General features: G+C 70.0%; 22 protein-coding genes. 2 read left to right on the forward strand and 20 right to left on the reverse strand.

Going from position 1 to position 24,687, the window contains the following annotated elements; all coding sequences use genetic code 11:
• Position 1 precedes the first annotated feature (1 nt).
• The 12 genes from B1759_RS03425 to B1759_RS03480 all read right to left on the reverse strand — a co-directional run bounded on the left by B1759_RS03425 (position 2) and on the right by B1759_RS03480 (position 15,390).
• Complete coding sequence (locus tag B1759_RS03425; protein ID WP_095513635.1) at positions 2–1,066, reverse strand: hypothetical protein; 1,065 nt, start codon at positions 1,064–1,066, stop codon at positions 2–4.
• Between the two features lie 56 nt (positions 1,067–1,122).
• Positions 1,123–3,342, reverse strand: a complete 2,220-nt coding sequence (locus B1759_RS03430; RefSeq protein ID WP_095513636.1) for a PilN domain-containing protein — start codon at positions 3,340–3,342, stop codon at positions 1,123–1,125.
• A gap of 34 nt (positions 3,343–3,376) precedes the next feature.
• Positions 3,377–4,750, reverse strand: coding sequence for a type IV pilus twitching motility protein PilT (locus B1759_RS03435; RefSeq protein WP_198948738.1), 1,374 nt, complete (start codon positions 4,748–4,750; stop codon positions 3,377–3,379).
• A gap of 266 nt (positions 4,751–5,016) precedes the next feature.
• Positions 5,017–6,441 (reverse strand): hypothetical protein, encoded by a 1,425-nt coding sequence (locus B1759_RS19915; protein WP_198948739.1) that lies wholly within the window; start codon positions 6,439–6,441, stop codon positions 5,017–5,019.
• A 50-nt stretch (positions 6,442–6,491) separates the two neighbouring features.
• The gene (locus B1759_RS03445) at positions 6,492–7,190 is read right to left on the reverse strand and encodes a hypothetical protein (protein WP_095513638.1); all 699 of its coding nucleotides are present in this window, start codon (positions 7,188–7,190) and stop codon (positions 6,492–6,494) included.
• A 60-nt stretch (positions 7,191–7,250) separates the two neighbouring features.
• A complete protein-coding gene (locus B1759_RS03450; protein WP_095513639.1) occupies positions 7,251–7,934 on the reverse strand; it encodes a hypothetical protein in 684 nt (227 codons plus the stop codon).
• A gap of 234 nt (positions 7,935–8,168) precedes the next feature.
• A complete protein-coding gene (locus tag B1759_RS03455; RefSeq protein WP_198948740.1) occupies positions 8,169–10,106 on the reverse strand; it encodes a GspE/PulE family protein in 1,938 nt (645 codons plus the stop codon).
• Between the two features lie 63 nt (positions 10,107–10,169).
• A complete protein-coding gene (locus B1759_RS03460) occupies positions 10,170–11,522 on the reverse strand; it encodes a type II secretion system F family protein (RefSeq protein ID WP_095513641.1) in 1,353 nt (450 codons plus the stop codon).
• Positions 11,523–11,657: 135 nt separating this feature from the next.
• Positions 11,658–12,068 carry a hypothetical protein gene (locus tag B1759_RS03465; RefSeq protein WP_095513642.1) on the reverse strand — a complete coding sequence of 137 codons (411 nt, stop codon included), beginning with the start codon at positions 12,066–12,068 and terminating at the stop codon, positions 11,658–11,660.
• Between the two features lie 198 nt (positions 12,069–12,266).
• Positions 12,267–13,787, reverse strand: a complete 1,521-nt coding sequence (locus B1759_RS03470) for an O-antigen ligase (RefSeq protein WP_095513643.1) — start codon at positions 13,785–13,787, stop codon at positions 12,267–12,269.
• Between the two features lie 82 nt (positions 13,788–13,869).
• Complete coding sequence (locus B1759_RS03475) at positions 13,870–14,292, reverse strand: hypothetical protein (RefSeq protein WP_095513644.1); 423 nt, start codon at positions 14,290–14,292, stop codon at positions 13,870–13,872.
• Between the two features lie 672 nt (positions 14,293–14,964).
• A complete protein-coding gene (locus B1759_RS03480) occupies positions 14,965–15,390 on the reverse strand; it encodes a hypothetical protein (RefSeq protein ID WP_095513645.1) in 426 nt (141 codons plus the stop codon).
• 334 nt (positions 15,391–15,724) lie between these two features.
• Between B1759_RS03480 and B1759_RS19585 the strand changes: the two genes are divergently transcribed.
• Positions 15,725–16,165, forward strand: a complete 441-nt coding sequence (locus B1759_RS19585; protein WP_158225106.1) for a DUF4342 domain-containing protein — start codon at positions 15,725–15,727, stop codon at positions 16,163–16,165.
• A gap of 61 nt (positions 16,166–16,226) precedes the next feature.
• Positions 16,227–17,030, forward strand: coding sequence for a TIGR02757 family protein (locus B1759_RS03490; RefSeq protein ID WP_095513647.1), 804 nt, complete (start codon positions 16,227–16,229; stop codon positions 17,028–17,030).
• A 1-nt stretch (position 17,031) separates the two neighbouring features.
• On the opposite strand, the gene B1759_RS03495 is transcribed toward B1759_RS03490, so the two are convergent.
• From B1759_RS03495 to nth, 8 genes are all read right to left on the reverse strand, one after another.
• Entirely contained in the window at positions 17,032–17,568 is a 537-nt protein-coding gene (locus B1759_RS03495; RefSeq protein ID WP_158225107.1) for a flavin reductase family protein, read from the reverse strand.
• 182 nt (positions 17,569–17,750) lie between these two features.
• On the reverse strand, positions 17,751–18,923 hold the full coding sequence (gene dnaJ, locus B1759_RS03500; protein ID WP_095513648.1) for a molecular chaperone DnaJ: 1,173 nt from the start codon (positions 18,921–18,923) through the stop codon (positions 17,751–17,753).
• Between the two features lie 57 nt (positions 18,924–18,980).
• Entirely contained in the window at positions 18,981–19,553 is a 573-nt protein-coding gene (locus B1759_RS03505; RefSeq protein ID WP_095513649.1) for a nucleotide exchange factor GrpE, read from the reverse strand.
• An 83-nt stretch (positions 19,554–19,636) separates the two neighbouring features.
• The gene (hrcA, locus tag B1759_RS03510) at positions 19,637–20,701 is read right to left on the reverse strand and encodes a heat-inducible transcriptional repressor HrcA (protein WP_095513650.1); all 1,065 of its coding nucleotides are present in this window, start codon (positions 20,699–20,701) and stop codon (positions 19,637–19,639) included.
• Positions 20,702–20,827: 126 nt separating this feature from the next.
• Positions 20,828–21,343: a DUF2231 domain-containing protein gene (locus B1759_RS03515; protein ID WP_095513651.1), complete on the reverse strand. Its 516-nt coding sequence runs from the start codon at positions 21,341–21,343 to the stop codon at positions 20,828–20,830.
• Positions 21,344–21,385: 42 nt separating this feature from the next.
• Positions 21,386–22,915, reverse strand: a complete 1,530-nt coding sequence (gene gpmI, locus B1759_RS03520; RefSeq protein WP_095513652.1) for a 2,3-bisphosphoglycerate-independent phosphoglycerate mutase — start codon at positions 22,913–22,915, stop codon at positions 21,386–21,388.
• Positions 22,916–22,997: 82 nt separating this feature from the next.
• Positions 22,998–23,537, reverse strand: coding sequence for a large conductance mechanosensitive channel protein MscL (gene mscL / locus B1759_RS03525; protein WP_095513653.1), 540 nt, complete (start codon positions 23,535–23,537; stop codon positions 22,998–23,000).
• Positions 23,538–23,667: 130 nt separating this feature from the next.
• Complete coding sequence (nth, locus tag B1759_RS03530; RefSeq protein ID WP_198948741.1) at positions 23,668–24,507, reverse strand: endonuclease III; 840 nt, start codon at positions 24,505–24,507, stop codon at positions 23,668–23,670.
• Between the last annotated feature and the right edge of the window lie 180 nt (positions 24,508–24,687).

The raw sequence follows: 24,687 nt of genomic DNA on the forward strand, positions 1-24,687 counted from the left end.
CCTAGTTCTGGGGGGTCCGAGGCGTGATCTCGGCACTCTGGTAGGTGCCGGCCTCGATCGCCTCGGGCGTGCCGGGCGCGGGCGGCGGGGCGTCGAGGGTGGGGCCGGCCGGGACCGAGCCGCGGGACGGCGAGAGCGTCTGCCGACCGAGCGCCTGGCGGTAGCGCTCGCCCGTCTCCAGGTCGATCTCGACGCGCTCGCGGATGCCGCCGCGGTTGTAGTCCACCACGACGCGGGCTCGGGTCGGGTCGACGTTGGCGATGCGGCCGAGGTAGACGCGGTCGCCGGAGCGGAGCTGGCGCAGCTCGCCGCCGCGCTCGAAAACGGCCGTACCGCCGATGACGCTCACGAGCGGGTTCTGCTCGGGGTCGACGAGGTCGTCGACGTTGTTGGGCAGCGTCTCCAGAATGAACGGGAAGAACGGGTTGACCGCGGCGCGGCGCGACGGGAACGCCTCCGGCGGCGGCGTGATGGCGCTGTCCGGCGCCGAGATGTCGCGGTTGGTGCTGTAGAACGCATCCACGGCGAACGCGAACTCGGCCAGGATGACCTGCCGGCCGGGCCCGTTGCCCTCGCCCGAGCCACCGATCGTGGAGACGTTCTTCTTGACCGACAGGTCGCGGATGCGGTAGAGGCCGCGGCTGTTCTCCACGTTCCAGAGGAAGGCGAAGAGGCTCTCGAAGTAGGCCTCGCCGGTCACCTGGTACGTGTAGTAGGACGCCGTCTGGCCGGGCGTCACGCCCGTCAGCGACAGGTCGAAGCGGTGGAAGCCGCTGCCCGAGAGGGCGTTCAGGTACGCCACCACGTCGGCCGAGGAGAGCTGCGAGGGCAGCACCTTGTAGCGCGTGTTCCAGCGGGCGAGCGTGGCCGAGGCCTCCTCGCTGGCCGCGGCCTCCTCGGCGATCAGCGTCTCGACCTCCGCCTCGCGGCTTTCGAGCGCCTCGATCTCCGTCTCGATGCGGTCGAGCTCTTCGGGCTGGACCCGCTGGGTCACGTAGTAGCCGCCGCCGCCGGCCGCAGCCAGAAAGACGGACAGGATGAGGGTGTTGAGGACTTCGTTGGACATGTCGTCGGGGCGCGGGGGCCGTCGAGGGGAGCCGTCAGGGAGTGAGAGCGGGAGGCCTAGGTCTCCGGAGTGCCGGGCGGCGGCGGCGGCGCGGCACCGGCCGACCCGTCGCCGAGGCCGTCGAGCGGCGCCGGGGGCGCCCCCACATCGGGCATGCCCGACTGCTCGCGCAGCACGCGGGTGATCTGGGGCAGCTCCGGGGGCTGCGTGAACCGGAGGCGGTACTTGTAGACCGGGTATTCGCGGACCTCGTCGAAGATGGTCTCCTCGATGGTGGCGTCCAGGCGCTGGGCCAGGCCCACCACGTTGGCGCGGGTCGTGGAGAAGCCCGACAGGGCGATTTCGGAGCCGGTCGGCGCCCACTCCTCGATCCAGATGCCACCGGTCTGGGACGCTGCCCGCGTGGTGCGGAGCATCGTCTGCGTCCAGCGGTCGGTGTCGATGAGCAGCGAGTCGAGAGCACCGAGGGCGGCCGTCAGCGCCACCTGGCGGTTCCGTAGGCTGTCGATGCGGGCCTGGAGCTGGGGCACCGAGAGCTGCGCTTCGGGCGGGAACTCGGCGAGCGTCTGCTGCGCCTGCGCGATCTCGCCGTCCTGCGAGACGTAGAGGTAGCTGAAGTAGATCACGCTCAGGAACAGCAGCATCGCCACGACCAGCGTGTGCCAGCCGAACGACAGGTCCAGCTTCCGCTTGCGCTTCAGCAGCGCGGCGGGGAGCAGGTTGGCGTCCTCGAAGGGGCTGTCCTTCTGGCGGACCCGGTGGCCCGCGACCGCGGCACCGGCAGCCCCGACGAGCATCGGCGCCAGCGGACCGTAGGGGCCCACCAAGCCCTGTCGGGCGAGGCCCTCGCGGAGCGTCTCGACGCGCGCCTCGGGGTAGAACGCGGCGAAGCCCTGCACGAGCTCCTTCTCCCGCTCCTCCGAGATCACGACGACGTTGTGGACCGTGCCGACGCCCTGGACGTCCTGCTGGAGCAGCACGCGCGAGCAGATCGTGTCCGGCCCGTCGAAGGCGGTCACGGACTGCATCATCTCGTAGTGATGCAGCTGGTTGCCGGTCAGCAGGAGGACGATCGTGTCCTCCGCACCCACCCGGACGATGGCGGTGTTCTCGTGCGTGTCCGGCACGAGCGTCATCCGCACGAGGCCGATCAGCAGCGGGACCTCGCCTTCGAGGGTCTTGATGACCGTCTTGCGATGGGCGGACTGCTCGCGGAGCATGCCCACGGACTCGGCCACGGGCTCGCTGCCGGTCGGAGCCACGGCGAGGTAGCGCCGCAGGCCATCACGGGGCGACATGGGGAAGAACGCCACGCGGTCCTTGCTGACCGGCGTGCCGAAGTCGGGCAGGAGCTCCAGGAGGCGCTCGCGCTTGACGGGCGTCGAGGCGCTCTCCTTGAGGCCGTCGGCGCCGGGCGCGGCCGGGGCGTCGCCCTTGCCCTTCTTCTTGGCCTTCTTGGCCTTGGTCTTCTTCTCCGGGGGCACCGACAGCTCGGCGTACGCCACGTCGGGCGCATCGATCGTGAAGGAGAGCGTCGGGCGCGCGAAGCCCGCCTGGGTGCACTCTTCGAGGATGTCCCGGAGCTCGAAGATGATCGGTTGGGCCTCCTGGCTGATGTCGCCCGCGGTGGCCGTCGTGTCGAAGGCCGCGTCCGTCACCACGCCCATGCCCGCGAACTCGGCCGAGAAGTCGATCTCGCCCGAGCCACCGAACTGGATGGACGGGTCCTCCGCGCCGACGGCGAGCGTGGCCTCCTCCAGCTCCACGTCGTCGGGGCTGAGCGGGCTCTGGCCGTACTGGCTCTCGGCCCGGTTGCGGACGAACTGCCGCAGCGGCTCGTAGCCGTCGGCGGAGGGCCGCACGAGGACGCCGTAGACCTGCTTCGGCGTCACGTGGATGCCGAGCACGAGGCCGTCCTTGACGCGCCCGCGCCGGGAGGACTTCTTCTCGCGCCCGCGGCGGCTGGGGGGCGCGGCGTCGGGGCCGGGCTCGGCCTCCGAGAACGAGACCGCGAGCGGGTCGCCGCCGGTGCCGTCGGTGAGGGTGCCCGCCTCGGCGCCGAAGGCGAGGTCGGGGTCCACCGGGATGTCGTCGTAGGCGCCGCCGCCGAGGAAGACGCCGTCGTCGGCGAGATCGCCGGCCGGGAAGGCCGGCGAGGCCGCCTGGTCGGAGGCGCCATCGCCAGGCCCGAAGGACTCGGGCCCGAAAGACTCGGACCCGAAGGACTCAGAGGAGAACCCGTCGGGGTCGTCGGGGAAGATGAAGTTGTCGCTCATGGGGGGCGGGGTCGGTCCGGGGCGGGCGGGACGGCTAGGCCGTCTGCATCAGCTGCTGGAAGCGGCGCTTGTTGTTCGAGTACTGGAGGCCGGTCTCGGGCGTGATCTTGCGCTCACGGACGAGGCGAAACAGGTCCTGCTCCAGGGTCACCATGCCCTGGCGCGTGCCTTCCCACATCATCTGGTAGATCTCGTTGGTGTTGTCGTTCTTGATGGCCGCGCGCACCGAGGCAGTCACCCAGAGGACCTCCTTGGCGAGCACGCGCCCGCCGCCCGCCTTCGGCGGCAGCTTCTGCGAGACGACGCAGTTGAGCACGTCGGCCAGGCGGGAGCGGACGCGCTCCTGCTCGAAGGGCGGGTACTCGGCCACGATGCGGTCGATGGACTCGACGGCGCTGGCGGTGTGGAGCGTCGAGAAGACCTTGTGGCCGGTGTCGGCCGCCTCGATGGCCGAGTCGATGGTCTCGGGGTCGCGCATCTCCCCGATCATGATGATGTCGGGGTCCTGGCGGAGCGCCTGGCTGACGCCGATCTTGAACGACGGCACGTCCGGGCCCACCTCGCGGTGACGGATGATGCAGCGCTGCGGGTTGTGGACGTACTCGAGCGGCTTCGCGATGATGACGATGTGGCCGTCGAAGTCGCGGTTGTTGGCGTCGATGATGGCGTCCAGCGTGGTGCTCTTGCCGGAGCCGGTCACGCCGGTCACCAGCGCGAGCCCGCTCCGCACGTTCGAGAACAGGACGCCCTTCTGGATCACCGGGTGGAAGCCCAGCCCGTCCAGCGGGCGGACCTCCTCGTTGATGGCGCGCAAACACACGCCGAGGTGCTGGTTGTCGTAGTAGGCCGTGCAGCGGAATCGCTTGCGGAGGCCGTTGTCGCCGTCGAGCTGGTACGAGAAGTCGGCCGACTGCACCTCCCAGAGGTCGTCCTGGTTGCGTTCCGAGAGGAGGTTGAGGATCAGGATGTCGACCTCGTCGTTGCTTGCGATGCCGAGTTCGAAGTGGGGCGTCTTGTCGCCGTCGACGCGGTACCAGACGCGGCCGAGCGTGGCCGGGCCGCCCATGTCGAGGTCACTCGCGCCCATGGTGTGCATCTTCCCCACGTACTGCTCGACGAAGCTGCGCAGCTGCTCCCGCTGGTCGATGGAGAGCCGGGCGACCTGCTCGGCGTAGAACTTCAGCCGGTCCTCCCCCACGAGCAGCTTCGGCGCGCTCCGCGCCAGCGGGCGGACGAACGACGGGATCCGGTGGAACCCGTCGCTGTCGACGTCGCCGAAGCCGGGCACCTGGGCCTGCGGCTCGGGTGCGCCGGGCGCCCCCATCGGAGTGGACCAGGCGGGCAGGGTGCCGGGGGCCGTCGGGCCGCCGAAGCCAGGGGCCTGCGGGAAGGAAGGGGGCGAAGTCACAAGTGCGGGAGGGAGCGTCGACAGGATCTCGGCAAGGGCCGGGCCAGACCGGCCAGGGCGGGAATTGGCCCGTGCGGTATCGTCTTGGCCCCTGTCCGGGCGCGCTTTCGACCCATCGGGGGCACGATTGGTAACCCTGGCGCTCCACGGACGAAGCCCATTCGCGCCTCCCCAAGACGCGCCAAAACAGACGCGGGGGCGGCCGCAGATCGACCGCCCCCGCAGGGCTCGCTCGCGCGTCGGAGGGCGCGCATCGGCAGGCCTGGCTACCTCACCGTGCAGGACAGCACGATGTCATTGTGCTGCCGGAGGTGGGTCCGCGTGGCCGGGTCCGGGAGGCAGAGGAGCTGCTCGTTGGACTCGTTGCCCGGCGGCCGGTGCAGGACCGGGTTCTTGTTGTTCTTGGTGTTGTTCTTCGTGCAGCTGCACGCGTAATCGTTGTAAGCGTCGTTGTCGTCGTCGTCCGGGTCGGTGTCCGGCTCCGGCTCCGGCTCGGGGTCCGGATCGGGGGTGGGGTTGGGATCCGGATCGGGGGTGGTGTCCGGGTCCGGATCGGTGTCCGGGTCCGGCTCCGTCGTCGGGTCGGGGAGGTCCGGGACCTCGTCCTCGACCTCTCCGCACTCGTCCTGCTGGTCGTGGTAGGAGTCCACGGTCTCCTGGTACTCGGCGTCCGACGGGCGGATGACGTGCACCTCGATCACCTGATCGGAGAGGTCGGGGCGGCTCCCGTAGTCACGGAGGAGGCGATAGCCGTCGGCGTTCGCGTCCGGCCAGCCGGTGCCGTCGTAGCCGTAGATCTTGAGCCCCTGGAGGCTGTTGCGCGGGTCCGTGGATGTCGGGTTGTCCCAGGACGTGTTGTGGATGTCCTCCCAGCCGATCCGCCACGTGTCGCGGGCGCCCGGCTTCTGCTCGACGTAGGCCCAGATGTCCTCCTCGACTTCGCCGAGGTTGCCCGCCGAGACGACCAACGCGCTGTGGATGTAGTCGAAGTCCGAGAGGCGAACCGTGTTGTTCCGCGCGTGCGCACGCGCCTGGCACGTCGGCATCTCCTTCGTAGGCCGTGTAGAGCAGTTCTTGTCGACCCCGATGAAGAAGTTCATCTGGGTCCCGGGCTCGACCCAGATCATGCGGGCCGGGCGGGCGACGCTCCGGTCCCGGTTGTCGGGCGCGAAGAGCATGATGGGCTCTGGCTCCTCGCCCTCCTCCATGTCCAGGGTGTAGGCCTGGTAGTACACCGCCGAGCAGTACCCGGCCATCGACTCGATGAACGACACGTCCACGATGCCGCCCTCGCGGGCCGTCAGGACGTGCACGCGGTACTCGTCGTGCATGGTGTAGCTTGCCTCGCCGAAGGTCCCGGTCGCCACCACGCGGACGCTGTGGCCGGAGGTCAGCTGGGCCTTGACGGTGTAGGACCCGCCCGTGAAGCGGCCCGTCGAGTAGGTGCCGCTCCGGCCCCGGTTGTTGGGGCCGTTGAGGGCGATGGTCCCGGCGTGGACCTCCTCGCCGAAGGCGCGGAGCTCGCCCATGCCGACGTTGAACGCCGAGGCCGCGATCTCACGCGCGATGACTTCCTCCTGGTAGGCGCGCTGGTCCTTGGAGGTGCGCGCTTCGCTTTCTTGCGTGGAGACGAGTTGCTTGGTCAGGATCAACCCTGAACCGAGCACGAGGACGAGTAAAGCCTTTCCCATTGGAGTGGTGGTGTGTGCGTGTCAGAAAGAGCCGGGGGCGGCGTGGTGGGCTACGACTGGGTGGACGGCGGCGGGACCCAGTAGGGCCGCACCTTCATGGTCTTGACCCAGTAGAGCTCGCGCATGTAGTTGTCCGGCTTGAGGACGTACTCCGGGACGACCCCGAAGCGGACCCGGATGAAATCGACCTTGTAGACGTCCACCTCGCCCGTGGGCGTCCGGGGCGTCTCGCCGGACCGGTCGAGCAGGTGGACCTGGAAGAAGGACAGCGTCCCGATGCTGCGCGTGTTGAGCGTCCAGTCGCTCGTGGAGACGTCGCCCAACGCAGGCGGGTCGCCGTCCGAGTCGAAGTCCACCACCGCCGAGTCGCGCAGGACGCGGTACATCTGGTAGGTGGTGTCGGCGAACTCCGCCATGCCGGTCTCCACGAGCCGGTAGCGCTTGAAGATGCGGCTGTCGGTGCCGTCGGTCGCGGTGGTGTCGCTGTAGAACACCCACTCGGTGGCGTTGCCGTTGATCGCGTCGACGGTCGGCTCCTCGAACCGGTACAGGTTCTCGCCGAAGTTGGCGCCGATGTTCATCACGTCCTCCTCGACCCACTGGCCGAAGATGAGCGTCTTCGCCTTGACCGAGTGGGACGCGACCTGCTCGATGTTGGCGTGCTGAGAGCGGACCTGCGTGACCTGGAGGCCGAGGATGAGCACGCCGGCGACGATGACAGCGATGAGGTTGTCGAGGAGGAACTGCATGCGAAGGAGGAGCCGGGTGTGGTGGAGGTGGGGTCGTGGTGGGCCAGCGGAGGCTCAGCCTCAGGGGGACGGCTCTTCCGAGGTGGTCCCGCCGCCTTCTCCGTCGCCACCGCCATAGGTGGGGTCGTAGTACTCGGAGTTCTCGTAGTCCATCTCCGCCTTGACGGGGTCGTAGGAGACCACGCGCGTGGCGCGGTAGAGGCCCTCGTCGGTGCCCGCGTAGGGCGAGCGAATGTCGATCAGGATGCGCTTGTGGCGGGTCGGGTCGTCGGCCTCGACCATGCTGTTCGGGTTGTCCACGTAGTAGACCTGCGTGCGCACCTCGAAGGGGAGCGAGCGGCCGTGGGAGAGGTCCACCTGGACCGCGCGCCACTCGATGCTGTCCTCCTCGTCCGCGTCCCAGGAGACGTCGTCGACGTCGTCGCAGTCCGGCGTGAGGGCGGGGAAGAGCAGGTTGCAGTCGTCGTCGCCCCGGTCGGTCCCGCCCGCGGTGGTCCCGTCGGAGAACTGCGACGGGTCGTCCGGGATGGAGCCGTTTCGATCGCGGATCGCCGAGGGGGTGGTGTTCTCGTCGAACGAGCGCCCGTCGATGAAGGCCACGATCTCAGACGCCAGCCCGGCCGCCGCCAGCTCGACCTCGTCCGAGACGAGGTTTTGATGCGAGCGCATCGTCAACCGCTGCTGGTTGAACGTCAGGAACGAGGCGAGGACGAGCGCCAGGAGCGCGAGCAGGGTTTGGGGCATGTGAGCCTACCGGTGAGAGCCGGGACAAAGGTCCTCGACATATCGCCGGGGGTGTCCCACCTGTGAACCACCTCGCCCCTATTGACGCGTCGCGGTTCCATCCCCCTGTTCCTTACAGCGTTTGGCCCGCGTGGCCTGCCGGATCGTGCATCCGGGCTTCACCGACGCCCCCTCCCGTGGCCTGCGCCCGGCCGCCTCCGGGCCCGCGCCCGGCCGGGCGCGGGCGGCCTCCGGTCAGTGCTCGCCTGCCGTCACGCGGAGCATCTCTTCGACGGAGACCTCGCCGCGCAGGACCAGCACGCGTGCCGAGGCGGCCAGGGTCAGCATGCCCTCGCTCTCGCCGATCTGGCGGATCTCCTCCTCGTTGATCTTGCCGCCCGCGCCGACGATGGCGGCCTGGATGGCGGGCGTGAAGTAGAGCGCCTCGGCACACGCCCGGCGGCCCTTGTAGCCCTTGCCCTTGCACGACGGGCACGACGTCCCCGTGGCGGCCTCGTAGACCGTCACCTCGCGGATGTCCTCGGGCTTGAAGCCGAGCTCCGTCATCAGGATCGGGTCGAACTGCGTCTGTGGGCGCTTGCAGTCGGAGCAGAGCGTCCGGATCAGGCGCTGGGCCACGACCAGGTTGATGGCGTACGCGATCAGGAAGGGCTCCAGGCCCATCTTGTAAAGTCGCGAGACCGCGCTCGGGGCGTCGTTGGTGTGGAGCGTCGAGAAGGTCAGGTGGCCCGTGTTGGCCAGCTTGATGGCCAGCTCGGCGGTGTCCTTGTCACGCATCTCGCCCACCATGACCACGTCGGGGTCGTGGCGGAGGATGGCGCGCAGGGCGCCCTCCAGCGACAGCTTGTGGGACAGCTTGATCTGGCGGACGCCGGGGATGATGTACTCCACCGGGTCCTCAACCGTGAGCACGTTCACCTCCGGCGTGACGACGTTGGACAGCGCCGCGACGAGCGTGGTGGACTTGCCCGAGCCCGTCGGGCCGGTCAGGATCACCATGCCGTGCGGGCGGCGGATGGCCTTGTTGAACTGCTCCAGCGCGCCCTCCAGCAGGCCCAGCTTGGAGAGGTCCGTGATCACCTTCCGGTCGTCCAGGATTCGGATGACGATGGACTCGGCGCGGACCTCCGGGTTGGCGTTCGCGATCGGCAGGATGCTCACTCGGTACCGGATGAGCGTGCCGTCGATCTTGCGCTGGATGAAGCCGTCCTGCGCCATGTCGCGCTCGAAGCGGTCCACGTTGAGGGCGGCGTCCTTGAACACGGCCAGCAGCGCCTCCGGGTGGCCGCGCGTCTCGGTGTGCCAGTGCGCCAGGCGGCCGTCCACGCGGAAGTGGACCTCGGTCTGCCGGTTGGCGTTCGGCCAGATGTGGATATCGGAGGCGCCCATCCGGACGCCCTCCACCAGGATGGCCTCGGTCAGGTTGAGCAGCGCCGACTGCGAGATCTCGGCCTCGAGCGCGTCCTCGTCGACGAGGCCCTTCTCGCCGCTCTCGAACGACATGCCGAAGTCGAGATCCGGCGAGTCCGTCTCGGCGAGTCGCTCCAGGAACTCGTTCTTGCGCGGGAAGGCCTCCGCGATGACGCGGTCGACGACGTCGCCGGGCGCGTAGCACAGCTCGAAGCGCTCCAGCTCCAGCCCGTTGATGACCTTCTGCAGCTCCGGCCGCATCGGGTCCTCCGTGATGAAGACGAGCTTCAGGATGCCGGAGGGCTGGTCCTGAGCGTAAGCGTACGGGACGGCCTTGAGTTCGATCAGCTTGTCGCCGAGCACTTCCTCGAACGACTCGATGACGGTCTTGGCGAACTCCGCCTCGGGCTCGCGGTCCTTGACCGGCGCGAGCCGGAAGGCATACGTCGCCGCGGCCTGCTCGAAGACGTGGTTCCGGTCGACGCCCTTCTGGCCGACCAGGCTCCGCCAGAGCGGGTCACGGCTGCTGGCGTTCTTGCGCGCCACCTCCGCCGCCGTGACCTGTTCGGCGGTGACGAGCCCGCGCCGGAGCAGCGCCTGCACGACGCGGTCCTGGACGTGGGAGTACGCCTGAGCCTGGGCGACGGGCGGCGGCGGGACCGCGCCGGCCGGGCCCTGCGACGGGCTGACCGTGCGCGCGACCGCGCTGCTGGCGCCCGGCTCCGGCCGCCGCTCGCCTCCTCCCCGAGGGGCGGAGGGCATGACGGCAGAGGACCCGTACGGAGGAGAAAGTGGTGGCATGGATCAGTGGGGGCAGTCCCTGGGCTAGACGCCCATGATGTCGGTCGAGGACGGACGGATGAGGGCGGTCTCGGCCGAGAGGACCGTCAGGAAGCCGACCATCACACCGATGAACAGGCCCACGAAGGTCTGGATGGTCTCGACGGCGGTCTTCAGCTTGAGCGACGTCTCGCGCTCGTAGTAGTCGGCCATCTGCTGGGCGCTCTTGCGCACGGCGCCCGTCTCGGCGCCCGTCTTGAAGCGCGACAGCGTCATCGAGGTGAACACGCCGGAGGCCTCCATCGACTCGACGAGGCCGGCGCCCTGGCCCATCATGGCCGGGATGGTGATCGTCTTGATCTGGTGCTCCATGTACCGGTTGCCCGACGCCTCGGCGGCCACCTTGATGACCTCCAGGTTCTCGCCCGAACCCGAGTACAGGATCGCGAACACGCGGCAGAACACCTCGATGTTGAGCTTGTGGAGCAGCCCCCCGATGACCGGAATCCGGATCATGTGCTTCGAGATCAGGAACTGGCCCTTCGGGGTCCGGGCCCAGGCGACGCCGCCTGCGGCAGCGAGCACGAAGATGACGCCCATGACGCCCATCCACTTGTCCAGGAAGGCGCTCATCGCCAGCGAGAACGTCGTCAGCGGCGGCAGTTCGATGCCCTCGAACGTCGCGAAGAGGCCCGCCGTCTCCGGGACGATGTACCAGACGTACCAGATGAACACGCCGATGGTCGCCAGGATGGTGACGGCCGGCATGATGAGCGCGCTCTTGACGCTCTTCTTGAACTCGTCGCGGCGCTCCAGGAAGCGGGCGGTGGCCTCGTAGATCTCCGCCATGTTGCCCGACTGGCTGGCCACGCCGAGCATGTAGGAGGTGAACTTGCCGAGCGCCTCCTGGTGCTTCATAAAGGCCTGCTTGGCCTCCATGCCCCCCTTCAGGTCGGACGAGATGTCGCGCAGGACCTGCTTCAGAGGCTTCGACGAGATGTCGGTCATCAGGAGGTTCATCACCTCCGTGAAGGCCATCTTCTCCATCAGCAGGTTCGACGCCAGGCGCACGAACATGATGACGTCGCCCGTCGGGGGCTTCCGGTTGAAGGCGAACAGGTTCTTCTGGATAGAGACGACCTCCATGCCCATCCGCTCCAGCGCGCTCCGGATCTCTTCCTCGGCGTACGCCTTCTGCTCGCCCTCGACGATCTTGCCAGAGGGGTGCTTGATCTTGTACTTGAAGATCATCCGCTGCTCGAGGTCGCGCAGCGTAAACGTGTGGCGCTCGGACAGCGCCGTGACCTTCTTCTGGGCGGCCTTCTTGTTGGGCGCGTAGACCGTCCCCTGGACGGATTGTCCGCCTTGGGCGACGCCGCTAAATCGGAACTCTGGCATGGAGGGGATCGGGAGGGAGGCTAGTATCGACGGACTATCGGGTCACCTTAACGAGACCGGGCGGCCTCTTGGAGAGACCGCCCGGACGGGAGGAGGAGTCGTGGCACGGGGCATCGCAAAGCGATGGAACGGCCCCTAGTCGAAGGCGATCGAGCCGTCGAAGGCGGTCACGCTGGAGTCCACGGAGTAGTCCCGGACGTAGACCCGGACCCCGACGCCAGCGATGCGGTCGCTGATGCCCGTGACCTCCAGCGTGTTGTCGGTCGCCCCGGTGATCGAGAACCGTCCGCGCACGTTGATCGAGTCGAGCGCGAGACGCTGCATCCCCCCCTCGGTCAGGGCCAGGTACGACTGGGCGCCGCCAGCGAAGGGGTCGTTCTTGGCCTTCCAGTAGACCGCCTGGGTGGCGATGGCGAGGCTCCGCTCCAGGAGTCCGTCGGCTTCGTCTTTGCGGTAGTTGGTCTCCAGAACGGTGAACGCTGCCACCACCGCAAGGCCCACGAGGACCACACAGATGATGAGGAGGAGGAGCTGCTGCTGACCCATGAGAAGAAATGGGAGGACGGTGTGCGAGAATTACCGGCGGCCCCCTCAAACGAGGGCCCTAACGGGCGTTTCGCGCATCAGGATGGATGTACGGGGCATAGACCAAACCACATGCCAGTCCCGACGACCCGCCTTCGGCGCGAGAAAACGTCGCCGACGCGGGACAGCCAGTGACGGAACGGCCGAACCAGACAGGGCTTACCGACCAGGCGACGCCGTGGCGGCGTGAGCCTCCGCCTCGGGGATCGGGTCGGGGGCAACGCCCAGCAGCGACCCTGCCCGCCAAAAGCGCGGCATCAACGTCAGAACCGTCGTGTCGCGGACATTGGCCAGGTCCCGCTCGTCGACTCGCATCGCGTCGGGGCCCGCACCGAGGACCACGGCCGCTCCGGCTGCCAGCACCAGCGCGGAGGCGATCCACGCGCGGCCGGCTCCAGGGGCGGCGGCGGACGGTGCGCGGCGCGCGGACAGGTACCACCCGAGCGCGGCGCCGACCACGAGCCCCCCCCAGAGCTGGCTGACTGGCATCACGACCACGCCAGAGACCATCGCGTGGAGGGCGGCACCGAGCAGGGCGAGCGTCAGCACGAAGCTGCCGAGCGCACGATCCTGGCGCTCACGCCGCGCCGCGAGCCCCCAGCGCCACAGGCCCCAGCCCACCGCTGTCACCACGAGCAGCGCCGCACCGCCCCCCCACTCGGCGAGCACCTGGACGACCGCGTTGTGGGGATGGGCGACGCGCCCGTCTGCCAGGAAGGCCGCGTCGGCGGCCAGTTGCATCGGCCCGACGCCGAGCCAGGGGGAGGCGGCGAACCGCTCCAGGGCCAGCCCCCACACGAGCAGCCGCGCCTCCCCCATCGGACGGGCCAGCCGGTACGCCTCCTGCTCGAACAGGACCGCGGGCAACCAGACGAGGAGCAGGTACAGGCCGATTCCCGCGACGGCCACCCCGACCACCGTCCAGAGGTGGCGTCTCACCGCAGGTCCGAACAGCAGCCATGCCACGACCAGCGAGGCCGCCAGCGCGAGCAGCGTCCCGCGTCCGCCCGACCCGATGGCCAGGGCGATCCAGAATGCGCTCAGCCCGAGCGACGCCCGGCGCCATCCGCGGGACTCCGCGGTCAGCGCAGGCAAGAGCAGGAGACCGTAGGTCCACGTCTGGAGCTGGTTCAGGTGACGGATGTTCGAGAAGCCCGTGTAGGCATGCGGCCACAACCGCGTCCCCGCGGCGATGGACGCGACCTGGGAGACCGCGAACAGGAGCGCGTAGAATCCCACCATCACGACGACCGCGCGCGAGAGCAGCCGGAGCGCCTCCTGCGGTCCCTGGGACACGCGGTCCGCGACGATCAGCGACAGCGTGGCCGACAGCACGAGCACGCCCACCTCGACGAGTGCGTAGCCCGGCAGCGCCGCGGTCGCCGACGAGGCCACGCCCAGGCCCACCACACCGCCGAAGGCGACGCGCAGGACCGGGGGCAGGGCCGCCCAGGCCCGGAGCAGGCTCGCCCGGATGGCGGGCACCACGGCCACGGAGACGCCCGTGCCGAGGAGAACCGCCAGCTGCGCGAGCCGCTGCCCGTCGTGGGGCTGGGCCGCGAGCAGCGAGGGTGCGAGGGGCGCCAGGACGGCCACGGCGAGGGCCGTAGCGGTCAGGATGTCCGTCGCGTCGACCGAGGCGGAAGGCCGGGAGAGCAAAGCGGGAGATGGAGCGCGCATGGCGGGCGAGCGGGGCGAACAGAGAGCGCCCCCGCCAGACCGGAGTCCAGCGGGGGCGCCGACGATGACTCGATCCGACTCGTTACGAGTTGGTGACGGTCGTCGCGATGTCGTCGGGGTCCGTGCCGTCGACGATGACGGTCACGATGTTGCCCTGCGCGGAGGTGCCGGTGATGGTGACCTCGGTGCCCGTAGCGACGAGCGTGTAGCAGCCGTTCAGGTTGCCGTAGGTGTCGCAGCCGGTCTGCGTGCCCTCAGCGTAGCCGAGCTGCGCGAAGGAGAGGCCGGTGAAGTTCTCTTCGCCGACGAGGGCGCCACCGCCGCCGAAGGCCTGCGGCTTGAGCTTCCACGCCTGGGCGTCGGAGGCGATGCGGACGCCGTCGTTGACCATCGCGTCCGCGTTGGCCTTGGTCTGGTTCTCACCGAAGGCCTGGATGCCGACGACGACCGCGAGGCCGACGATCACGATGCCGAGAACGAGGAGGAGGAGCTGCTGCTGTCCCATGGTGGGTTGTGGTTGGTGTTGGAGCGGGGCGCTCCGGGTGTGAGAGTGCCCCCTCGCAGGTGCGCCGGGGCGGTGGCAGCCAGTCGGCCGCCGGGGTACGGGGGCTCCTGATGCCATCGCTGTGCCCAATCCGCCGCGCACCCTCTCCCAGGCGTTCAGCACACCGTCCGTGTCGCGATTTTGAGCCGTCTGGGCCCCTTGGCTCGTCCGTGTCGCCCGTCGGGGCGCCTTTCCCCTGGCTCCCCTCCCCGAGGAGCCCGGGTACGATTCGAAACGACCGGGGGAGAATCTCCCAGAACGCCCTCCTCCTTGGATAGATGGGAGATGCACGCAATCGCATCACCCCAGCGATGCTCTCGCGCCGGCACTCTCCTCCCGGACCCGCAGACGCCCCGGCCGATCGCCACGGGCGGTACCCATGGCGCCGCCCGAGTCGGCGTTTCGTCCACCGCCTGCGCGCGCCTCCCGGTTCCTCGTCTGTCCGGCCCCCGGCGCCCCTCGCAAGGCCGTGCCCTCTACCTCTTGTATCGGTGAGAGGCACGGGGCACTCGGCGTCGACGAAGGTCCCTGTCGAGCCATCGGAGGCGCGAGCCCGACCGTAGCGGACCAAACGAGAAGCCCCCGCCGGACCGATGTCCAGCGGGGGCGGCAAGCGAGACCCGACCCGATGCACTATGAGGTCGTGATCGTAGCCGAGATGTCCTCCGGGTTGGGACCAGTCACCGTCACGGTGACTACGTTGCCGTTGTCGGCCGTGCCGGTGATGGTGACCGTCGTCGCCCCGCCGGTCGTGGAGACAGCGAGTGCGAAGCAGCCGTTGAGGGTGCCGTACTCGTTCGCCTCGCAGCCGTTGCCACCAAGCGTGTAGCCCAGGCGCGGGAAGGACAGCTCGGCGAGGCCCAGTTCGCCGGGGCCGCCGAACGCTGTCGGCTTGAGCGACCAGGCCTGCGTGTCGGAGGCGATCCGGACGCCGTCGTTGATCATCGCGTCCGCGCTGGACTTGCGCTGGTTCTCACCGAAGGCCTGGATGCCGACGACGACCGCGAGGCCGACGATCACGATGCCGAGAACGAGGAGGAGGAGTTGCTGCTGTCCCATGTGTGTGAGCGAGAAGAAGAGGGAACGCCGCTGCGAGGAGCGACCGAGTGAGCCTCGGCAGCCGTGGCGGCCGACCGGGAGACCCCTGGATGGTGCAGGTCACGTACCGGTCCGGGGGCACCGGGGCGCTGGACCGTTTGCCGAGGCAACCTGTCACGTATCGCAGAGGGAGGCGCCGACTATCAGCATCGGCCCGGAGTGCTCGGTCTTCCGCCTCACCCGCCGACCGTGGAGATCCGTCCGCCGAGGAGAGAATCCCACTCTGCACGAGGGCGAACGAAACAACCGGAACGGCGTACCGTGCACCACGATTCCCTCCCTTCCCCTCCCGCCCATGCCCGATCCGAAGCCCGAGCCCACCCTCCAGTCAGAGGCCCAGCGCCTCGCCGACGCCGCCAAGTCCCGCGCCTCCGAGGCCGCCGAGGAACTCAAGGTGGCCTCCAACCAGCTCGTCGACAAGGTCCGCGACCTGATCGAGGACGCCAACGTGAAGCGCGTCGCCATCAAGCGCGGCGAGAAGGTGCTCCTCGAGATCCCCCTGACGGTCGGCGTCGGGGCCGGGGCTGCGGCCCTTCTGCTCAACCCGGTCCTCTCGGCCGTCGGCGCGCTGGCCGCCCTCGTGTCCGACGTGACGCTGGTCATCGAGCGCGAAGACTCGGACGAGGCGGCCGACGACACCTCGGACGAGGCCGTCGCCAACGTGAACACGCTCGACGCGGGCGCCGAGGACGAGGATGCCGCCGACAAGACCGTCGGCAAGCCGCCTGCCGAGTAGCCTCTCCCCTCCCCTGCCGCGCGGGCCGCTCCACGACGGAGCGGCCCGCGCGCCGTTTCCGATGGCCCCCGCCGACGCCCGCGCCCTTCTCGACCCACTGGTCGCTCGGTACGAGCGGACCGCGTTCATCGACGAGGACCCCATCTCGGTGGTCCACGCCTTCGACGACCCTGCGGACCAGGAGGTGATCGGCCTGTTCGCCGCCGTGCTGGCCTGGGGCCGCCGGGCGACGATCCTGAACAAGCTGGCCGACCTGGTCGACCGGATGGACGCGCGCCCGCACCGCTTCGTGCGCGACTTCACGCTGGCCCGTGCCGACCGCCTCGACGGCTTCAAGCACCGCACGTTCTCGTCGGCCGACGCCATCGCGCTGACCCGTTCCCTCCGGGCCGTGCTGGAGGCGCACGGCTCCCTCGGGGCTCTCTTCGCGAGCGGGCTCTCCGACGAGGACGACATCGGACCGGCCATCCAGACGTTCTCGGACACGCTACTCACCGCGGTCCCAGAGGCCGGGATGCGGACGAAGCATCTCGCGCGTCCCTCTTCCGGGAGCGCGTGCAAGCGACTCGCGATGTACGCCCGCTGGATGACGCGCCCCGGCCCGGTCGACCTCGGCCTGTGGGCGAACGTACGCCCGAGCCAGCTCGTGATCCCGCTCGACGTCCACACGGGCACTCAGGCGAGGCGGCTCGGCCTCCTCTCGCGCAGGTATGACGACTGGCGGGCGGTCCAGGAACTCACCGACGTGTGCCGCGCGCTCGACCCCGCGGACCCAGCGCGCTACGACTTCGCGCTGTTCGGCCTCGGCGCCTACGGCGGCGACGAGATGCCCGAGGTCGCAGATCCCGCTCGCGGGGCGGGCTGACTCACACCTCGTTCCCGATCGCGCGGTACGACTGGCGGTAGTAGAGGAGCGGGTCCCGACCAGCGCCCTCGATCACGTGCGTCACCGCGCCAACGAACACGGTGTGGTCGCCCGCCTCGAAGTGCGCGTGGGGCCGGCAGAGCAACACGCCAAGCGACCCGCGCAGCAGCGGCGGCCCGCCCCCGCGGACGTGGCCGAAGGGCGCCAGCTGGTCCTCCCCGTTCACATCCGGCACGGCGAAGTGCGACGCGATCTCGGCCTGGTCGGCGGCGAGCAGGTGGACGGCCCAGGTGTCCGCCTCGGTGAGCGCGTCGTGGAGTTGGGTGCCGTGCGTCACGTTGACCGACACGAGCGGTGGGTCGAGGGAGACGCTGGTGAACGACCCGATCGTCGCGCCACGCGGACCGGTCTCGGTCTCGGTGGTAACCACCACGACGGGCGAGGGCAGGTCGCGCAGCGCATGGCGGAGCGCAGCGCCCGTCGCTGGGACGGCAGCGGGGCGCTCAGGCGCGAGGTCGGTCGGCGGCGGGGTAGGCACGGAAGGCGAGAGCGTTGGCCTGTGGGACGTGCCTGAACGGGCGGAGGTCCCGACGGGACGGCTCGCCGCGACGATCTCACCCGCCCCACTTCGGTGTCGAGGCGAGAGGACTCGGAGCCACCGCCGTCGCCTCCCTCTCCCCTGCCTCAGACTCCTTCCGACAGGCCCCAGACGGGTCCCGCCTAGCTCGTGAACGCGTCCTTGACGCGGCTGAAGAAGCCCTTGCGGTCCTTCGAGCCGGGCGACGGCTTGAGGTCGGGCTCCAGGCGCAGTTGTTCGAGGGCCTCGCGGAGCGCCGGCGACACCTGCTCGGGCGTCCAGACGTGAACGCGCACGAGTTGGTCGCCGCGGCGCCCTCCACCGACCTCCGGCAGACCGCGACCCCGCATCCGCAGGACGCGTCCGCTCTGGATGCCGCTGTCGATCTGGAGCTTGGCGCGGCCCTTCAGCGTGGGGACGGTCGCCTCGGTGCCGAGCGCGGCGTCCGGGAACGAGAGGAAGAGGTCGTACACCACGTCGAGCCCTTCGCGCTGGAAGTGCTCGTGGGCGCGTTCGTCGATCTCGACGCGCAGCGCACCCGCCGCGCCGCCGCGAACGCCCGCGTTGCCCGCGCCGCGGATCTGGAGGTAGTGGCCGCCCGAGACCCCCGCAGGCACTTCGACGGTGACGGTCTCCTCGCCCTTCACCCGGCCCTCGCCCGAGCAGACGGTGCAGCGCTCGTCGATCGTCCGCCCCTCGCCCTCGCAGGTCGGGCACGGCTGCACGTTGACGAACTGGCCGAAGAACGAACTCGACACCTGGCGGACCTCGCCGGAGCCCTGACACGTCGGGCAGGTGGAAAACCCGTTCTGCTTGTCCTCGGCGCCCGTACCGGCGCAGTGGTCGCAGCCGACGTACTTCCGGAGCTTGAGCTGCCGCTCGACGCCCTCGGCCACTTCCTCCAGTGTGAGCGCGAGGCGAACGCGGAGGTCGGTGCCGGGGCGGCCCTGCCCGCGTCGCTGGCCCGGCCGGCGCCCGAACACATCCTCGAAGCGGCTCTCGCCGCCGAAGATGTCGGAGAAGGCCGAGAAGATGTCCGAGATGTCGGTGAACCCGCCCTGCGGACCGCCTGCCGCGCCGCCCAGCCCGGCACGGCCGAACCGGTCGTACCGCGCGCGCTTGTCGGGATCCGACAGCACCTCATAGGCCTCGGCGGCCTCCTTGAAGCGGACCTCCGCCTCGGCGTCGCCCGGGTTGCGGTCCGGGTGCGACTCCATGGCCCGCTTGCGGTAGGCCTTCTTGATCTCGTCGGCCGTCGCCGTCCGGGCGACACCCAGGACGTCGTAGAAGTCGCGCTCGGCGGTGTCAGCGGGCATCGGGGCGGTCGGTGGGGGGGCGGGGAGCGCTACGGACGCGAGCGCGAGGGGTTGCCGCTACTCGGCGACGATGACGCGGGCGTGGCGCAGGACGCGGTCGCCGAGCCGGTAACCGGGCTGGATCTCGGCCAAGACCGTGCCGGACTCGGTGCCGTCAGGCGCGGGCTGCTGCATCATGGCCTCGTGCTCCGCCTCGTCGAACGGCTGTCCGACCGCCTCGATGGGCACCACGCCGACCTTCTTCAGCGCGTCGCCGAACTTCTGGAACACCAAGTCGATGCCCTGGCGGAGCACGTCGAAGGACCCCGAGCCGGCGTCCTGCTGGGCGGCACGCTCGGCGGCGTCGAGCGACCGGGCAAGGTCGTCGTACACGTCCAGAATGGGGACCAGGACGGCCCGGCGGCCCTGGCGGACGGCCTCCTCGCGGTCGGTCACGGACCGGCGGCGGTAGTTGTCGTACTCGGCGGTGACGCGAAGCAGGCGGTCTTCGAGGCGCTGGATCTCCTCGGCCGCCGCAGCGGCCTCGGCCGTGGCGTCAGGTGCGGTCGTCTCCTCGGAGGTGGCGTCGGGCTCGGCGACGGCTTCGTCGGAGAAGTGGGCGTCGGAAGGGGAAACGGGGCGGTCGGCCATGTGCAGAAGGAAGGACCGGGCTCGGTAAAATCGGACCCGCGGCGCCGGAGGGGAACGAAACGAGTGGGAAAAGGAGACGAGGTCTAGTCGGAGGCCTCGTCGCCGAGCAGCGAGGCGACGTACTCGACGAGGCCAACCGCGCGGCTGTAGTCCATGCGCGTCGGCCCGAGCACGGCCACCGCGCCGACGCCGTCGCCGAGGCGGTAGGGAGCGGTCACGACGGAGTACGAGGGCCCGTCGCCAGGGCGCCCGCGGCCGACCTCGCGGCCGATCAGCACGACCGCCCGGTCGGGGTCAGTGGGGTCGACGAGGCGCGGCGTCTCCAGCAGGTGGACCACCACGTCCTCGCTCTCGGCCAGCTCGACCACGTCGCGGACCCACTCGGGGCTGGAGAACTCGGGCTGGGCGACGAGGTGCTGGGCCCCTCCGATGGCGGCCCGGCGCTCGGGGGCGACCTCGCGGAAGAGCGCCTTGCCGTCGCGGAGGACCACGCGCACGATGCCCGTCCCGTCCTCCTCGGCGAGGTCACGGACGCGCTCGCGGCCGGTTCGGCGGATCTCCTCCAGCGAGTGGCCCGCGAGGCGCTCATTGAGGCGCCGCACGATGCCGTCGAGGGCGCGCTCGTCGATGACCACATCGACCTCGGCCGCGACCGTCCGCGCGAGCCCGCCGCGCAGGGCGAGCACGAACAGCACGCGGGTGGCACCGAGCGGGACGACCTCGATGCGCTCCAGCACGCCGGTCGACAGACTCGGCGTCAGCACGACGCCGAGCAGTTGACTGAGGCGGCCGAGCAGGCGGCTCGTCTCGCGGGCGACGGCCTCCAGGTCTCCGAGTCGGCGGCGGATGCTCTCTCGCAGCAACGACGCCTCGCGGTCCGAGAGCCCCGTCACGTCCATCAGCGAGTCCACGTACGTGCGGTAGCCCCGCTCGGTGGGCACGCGCCCGGCGGACGTGTGAGGGTGGCCAAGGTAGCCCGCGTCCTCCAGATCGCGCATCGTGGAGCGGACGGACGCACTCGACAGCTCCACCGCCTCGGCGAGTGCCTTCGACCCGACCGGCGAGGCCGTGTCGATGAAGTGCTGGACGACGCGACGGAGCACGTCCTCCTGGCGGGTGGTGAGCGGGTCAGAGTCGGGGAACGCCATAGCAGGTCGGTCAACGAATGTACCCGAGCGGTCGTTCGTCGGCGTGGGCTCCTGCCCGGAGGCTTCACGGAGCAGACGGCGGACGTCCGCCGTCGCACGGTGTGCGATCCGCCCCTCGTCCTCCCCCTACCGCGGCACGCCCCAGACCATGAGGCCGCCGAGGTGGGCGGTCCAGGCGACCAGCGCCGCCGCGGCGAGGGCGGGCAGCAGCACCAGCAGGCGCCCCCAGAGTGGCTCGCGCGTCCGCCTCGGCGTCGGCGCGGGTGCAGCCGCATCGGCCGCGTCCGCGGTCGGCACCCGACGTGGCAGGCGGAGCTGTGCAGCCGACACGAGCGCGAAGAGGAAGGTCGCCAGCGCGCTCATCCAGAGCGTCCACTCCGCCCCGCTCTCGTGGCGCTCCACGACCAGTTCGACCATCGGGTCGCCTTCGACGGCGTTCTTCAGATCGTGCCCCGTCTCCGCGGCCGCCCACGCGCCGAGCGTCCCCAGGAGGAACAGCACGAGCCCAGCCTGCCGCCAGACGGCGCGCCCCAGCAGCAGGTACAACCCGGCCGACGCCGCCGCGAGCAGCAGCAACACCAACGGGAAGTGCACCGCCAGCGGGTGCAGGAAGGGGATGTCGTACTGCGTGATGAGGTCCATGGCGTGGGTTAGCGAGCGAGAGCGGGTCCTACGCCCGACTCGCTACGAGGTGACATCGACCAGCGACGTGCCCGTCATCTCGGGCGGCTGGGGGACGCCCATCAGGGCGAGGATGGTGGGCGCCACGTCGCCCAACGCGCCGGGACGGATGGGGCCGTCGAAGCCGTCGCGCACGATCGCGTGCGGCACGAGCGCGGTCGTGTGGGCCGTGTGCGGCGAGCCATCCGGGTTGCGCATCTTGTCCGCGTTGCCGTGATCGGCCAGGACCTCCACCGTGTAGCCCGCCCCGCGCGCCGCCTCGACGACGACCCTGGCCGCCGCATCCACGGCCTCGACGGCGGCCACGGCGGCGTCGAACACGCCCGTGTGGCCCACCATGTCGGGGTTGGCGAAGTTGAGCACGATCAGGTCCGGCGCCTCCGTCTGGATCGCTTCGGCGACGCGCGACGCCAGCTCCGGCGCGCTCATCTCCGGCTGGAGGTCGTACGTCGCCACCTTCGGGCTCTGGGCCAGAACGCGCGACTCGCCGGGGTACTGGACCTCTCGCCCGCCGTTGAAGAAGAACGTGACGTGGGGGTACTTCTCGGTCTCGGCCGCCCGGAGTTGCGTCAGGCCTGCGTTCGAGATGACCTCGCCCAGCGTGGCCGGGAGGTTGTCCTTGTCGAACGCGACCGGCACGTCGAACTCGGCGCTGTAGCGCGTCATGGTGACGTATGCTACGTCCGGCGGCGTCCGCTCGAAGCCTGAGAAGCCGACCTCGCGGAAGGCGCGCGTGAGCTGGCGCCCGCGGTCGGAGCGGAAGTTGAAGAAGACGACCGCGTCGCCGTCCTCGATGCGCGTGCCCGCGCCGTCGCCCAGGACGCCCGGCTGGACGAACTCGTCCGTCGTGCCGTCGGCGTAGCTCGCCTCCAGAAACGCCGCCGGGTCGGCGTAGCTCTCCCCCACCCCGTCGGTCAGGAGCCGGTACGCCGTCTCCGTGCGCTCCCAGCGCTGGTCGCGGTCCATCGCGAAGTAGCGCCCGACGACGGACCCGATCACCCCGGCCCCGGCCGCTTCGGCCGCCGCCTGGAGGAGGCGGACGTACCCGGCGCCCGCCTGCGGCCCCGTGTCGCGCCCGTCCGTGAACGCGTGGATCACGACGCGATCCCCCAGCAGCCCCTCATGCGCCGCCATCTTGAGGAGCGCCGCGACGTGGTTGAGGTGGGAGTGGACACCGCCGTCGGACACGAGGCCCATCAGGTGGAGCCGCCCGCCGGTGGCCTGCGCGTGCTGGATGGCACCGAGCAGCACCGCGTTCTCGGCCAGCGAGCCTTCCTCGATGGCCTTGTCGATCCGCGTGATGTCCTGGTACACCACGCGCCCGGCGCCCAGGTTGAGGTGCCCGACCTCCGAGTTGCCCATCTGTCCCGCCGGCAACCCGACCGCCCGGCCGGACGCCTCCAGCGTCGAGGTGGGATTGGAGCCGAACAGATCGTCGAGGAACGGCGTCCTCGCTGCGGCGATGGCGGAGACCGACGGGTCCTCGGCGATGCCGTAGCCGTCGAGGATGAGAAGGAGGTGCTTGTGGGTCACGAGTTCGGAGTTCGGAGTTCGGAAAGATGGGTCCGCGCAGACAGCGCGGGAGAGGGGGCCCAGAAGTATTTGAGGCCGCGCCTCAGTCCGCAGGTCCCCCAGGCGTGATGGTCCCGTCCGGCGTGAGCGGACCGCCGTCGGTGCCGAGGAACGACGTGCAGTGCGAGCAGCGGCTGGCCTTGAAGGGCACGGCCTCCCGGCAGTAGGCGCACTTCTTGGTGTCCGGCTGATCCGGGGTGTCGGCCTCGGCCGCGCCGAACTCGTCCTGGATCTGCTCCGAGGCGCGCTTCACCGCCCGCACGAGGACGAAGACGGCCAGAGCCACGACGAGAAACGTCAGCAGGTGGGTCAGGAACGCACCGTAGTTGAGCGTCACCGCGCCCGCCGCCTGGGCGGCCTCCAGCGTCGGGTACGGCCCCGTCGCCGCGTCACCCGACTTCAACAGGAGGTAGTAGTCTGAAAAGTCGGTGCTGCCGAGGAGCAGCCCGATGGGCGGCATGATGAGGTCGTTGACGAGCGACTGGGCGACCGTCGTGAACGCCGCGCCGACGGTGAAGCCGATGGCGAGGTCGATCAGGTTGCCCCGCAACGCGAAGGACTTGAAGTCAGAAAGCAGAGACACGGTGGACGAGGGGACGAGGGGACGAGGGGACGAGGGGACGAGGGGACGAGGGGAAGGTGTGCCCACCTCGGCGCCGAGGTGGGGGGCCGCGGCCCCTTTTCATTCTCCCCTTGCCCGCGCGCGAAGCGGGCTACACCCGATAGTCCTTGACCTTCTTGGTCGTCTGGCCCGTGCGGGCGTCGAAGACGTTCATCGAGCCCGACCACGGGTCGGCGATCTGCTCGGTGCCGTGGCGGTCCACCTTCGTAGCGGGCGTGTCGAAGTAGCGCTTGGCCGTCTTCGAGTAATAGCGCCCCTGCTTCGGGTCGAGGCCCTTCAGCGGTTCGGGGAGGGCCTGGAGCGACGCGAAGTAGTCGCACAGGTCGGTGAGCGGGCACACCTCGCACTTCGGCGCGCGAGCGAGGCAGGTGTACCGCCCGTGCAGGATGAACAGGTGATGCGCCTCCGCCCACTCGTCCCTGGGGATGACCCGGTGGAGGGCCTTCTCGACCCCGTCCGGCGTCTTCTTGTCGCGCACGATGCCGATCCGGTTGGCGACGCGGAAGACGTGCGTATCGACCGCGATGGCGGCGTCTCCGAAGGCGACCGAGACCACCACGTTGGCCGTCTTCCGCCCGACGCCAGCCAGCTTGACGAGGTCGGCATGCGCGCGCGGCACCTCGCCGCCGAAGTCGTCGCGTAGCATCCGCGCCGTTTTGGCGAGCGCCGTGGCCTTGTTGTTGGGATACGTGACCGAGCGGATGAACGGAAAGATCTCGTCGGCCTCGGCCTCGGCCATCGCGCGGGCGTCCGGGTAAGCCTCGAAGAGCGCGGGGGTGACCAGGTTGACCCGCTCGTCGGTGCACTGAGCCGACAGGATGACGGCGATCAGCAGTTCGAACTCGGTCCGGTACTGGAGTTCAGTCTCCGGAGCGGGGATTGCGACGCGGAGGCGGTCGAGGACGAGGGCGGCTTTCTCCTTGCGGGTCACAGGGTCCGGGGCGGGGTTCGCTCGCCAAGCTACCCGCCTCGCGGTGTGCCCCACCGGCGCACCCGCTCGACCACGGGCGACGCCACATCGACCCGCACGCGGGCGCCACGTCCCGCGAAAGCGGACGGCGGAGAACGGGGACATGCCCCAGGCTACGGCCCGGACTCAGCCGTCGGGTAG

Origin of the sequence: Rubrivirga sp. SAORIC476 (assembly GCF_002283555.1) — a bacterium.
Classification (GTDB): Bacteria; Bacteroidota; Rhodothermia; order Rhodothermales; family Rubricoccaceae; genus Rubrivirga.

Coding starts and splice junctions, on each gene's coding strand:
- B1759_RS03465 (WP_095513642.1), bottom strand. CDS start 12,068: ATGGGTCAGCAGCAGCTCCTCCTCCTCATCATCTGTGTGGTCCTCGTG.
- dnaJ (WP_095513648.1), bottom strand. CDS start 18,923: ATGCCCGCTGACACCGCCGAGCGCGACTTCTACGACGTCCTGGGTGTC.
- B1759_RS03460 (WP_095513641.1), bottom strand. CDS start 11,522: ATGCCAGAGTTCCGATTTAGCGGCGTCGCCCAAGGCGGACAATCCGTC.
- B1759_RS19585 (WP_158225106.1), top strand. CDS start 15,725: ATGCCCGATCCGAAGCCCGAGCCCACCCTCCAGTCAGAGGCCCAGCGC.
- B1759_RS03455 (WP_198948740.1), bottom strand. CDS start 10,106: ATGCCCTCCGCCCCTCGGGGAGGAGGCGAGCGGCGGCCGGAGCCGGGC.
- B1759_RS03430 (WP_095513636.1), bottom strand. CDS start 3,342: ATGAGCGACAACTTCATCTTCCCCGACGACCCCGACGGGTTCTCCTCT.
- hrcA (WP_095513650.1), bottom strand. CDS start 20,701: ATGGCGTTCCCCGACTCTGACCCGCTCACCACCCGCCAGGAGGACGTG.
- B1759_RS03450 (WP_095513639.1), bottom strand. CDS start 7,934: ATGCCCCAAACCCTGCTCGCGCTCCTGGCGCTCGTCCTCGCCTCGTTC.
- B1759_RS03480 (WP_095513645.1), bottom strand. CDS start 15,390: ATGGGACAGCAGCAACTCCTCCTCCTCGTTCTCGGCATCGTGATCGTC.
- B1759_RS03445 (WP_095513638.1), bottom strand. CDS start 7,190: ATGCAGTTCCTCCTCGACAACCTCATCGCTGTCATCGTCGCCGGCGTG.
- B1759_RS03490 (WP_095513647.1), top strand. CDS start 16,227: ATGGCCCCCGCCGACGCCCGCGCCCTTCTCGACCCACTGGTCGCTCGG.
- B1759_RS03505 (WP_095513649.1), bottom strand. CDS start 19,553: ATGGCCGACCGCCCCGTTTCCCCTTCCGACGCCCACTTCTCCGACGAA.
- B1759_RS03515 (WP_095513651.1), bottom strand. CDS start 21,343: ATGGACCTCATCACGCAGTACGACATCCCCTTCCTGCACCCGCTGGCG.
- B1759_RS03425 (WP_095513635.1), bottom strand. CDS start 1,066: ATGTCCAACGAAGTCCTCAACACCCTCATCCTGTCCGTCTTTCTGGCT.
- B1759_RS03470 (WP_095513643.1), bottom strand. CDS start 13,787: ATGCGCGCTCCATCTCCCGCTTTGCTCTCCCGGCCTTCCGCCTCGGTC.
- B1759_RS03475 (WP_095513644.1), bottom strand. CDS start 14,292: ATGGGACAGCAGCAGCTCCTCCTCCTCGTTCTCGGCATCGTGATCGTC.
- B1759_RS19915 (WP_198948739.1), bottom strand. CDS start 6,441: ATGGGAAAGGCTTTACTCGTCCTCGTGCTCGGTTCAGGGTTGATCCTG.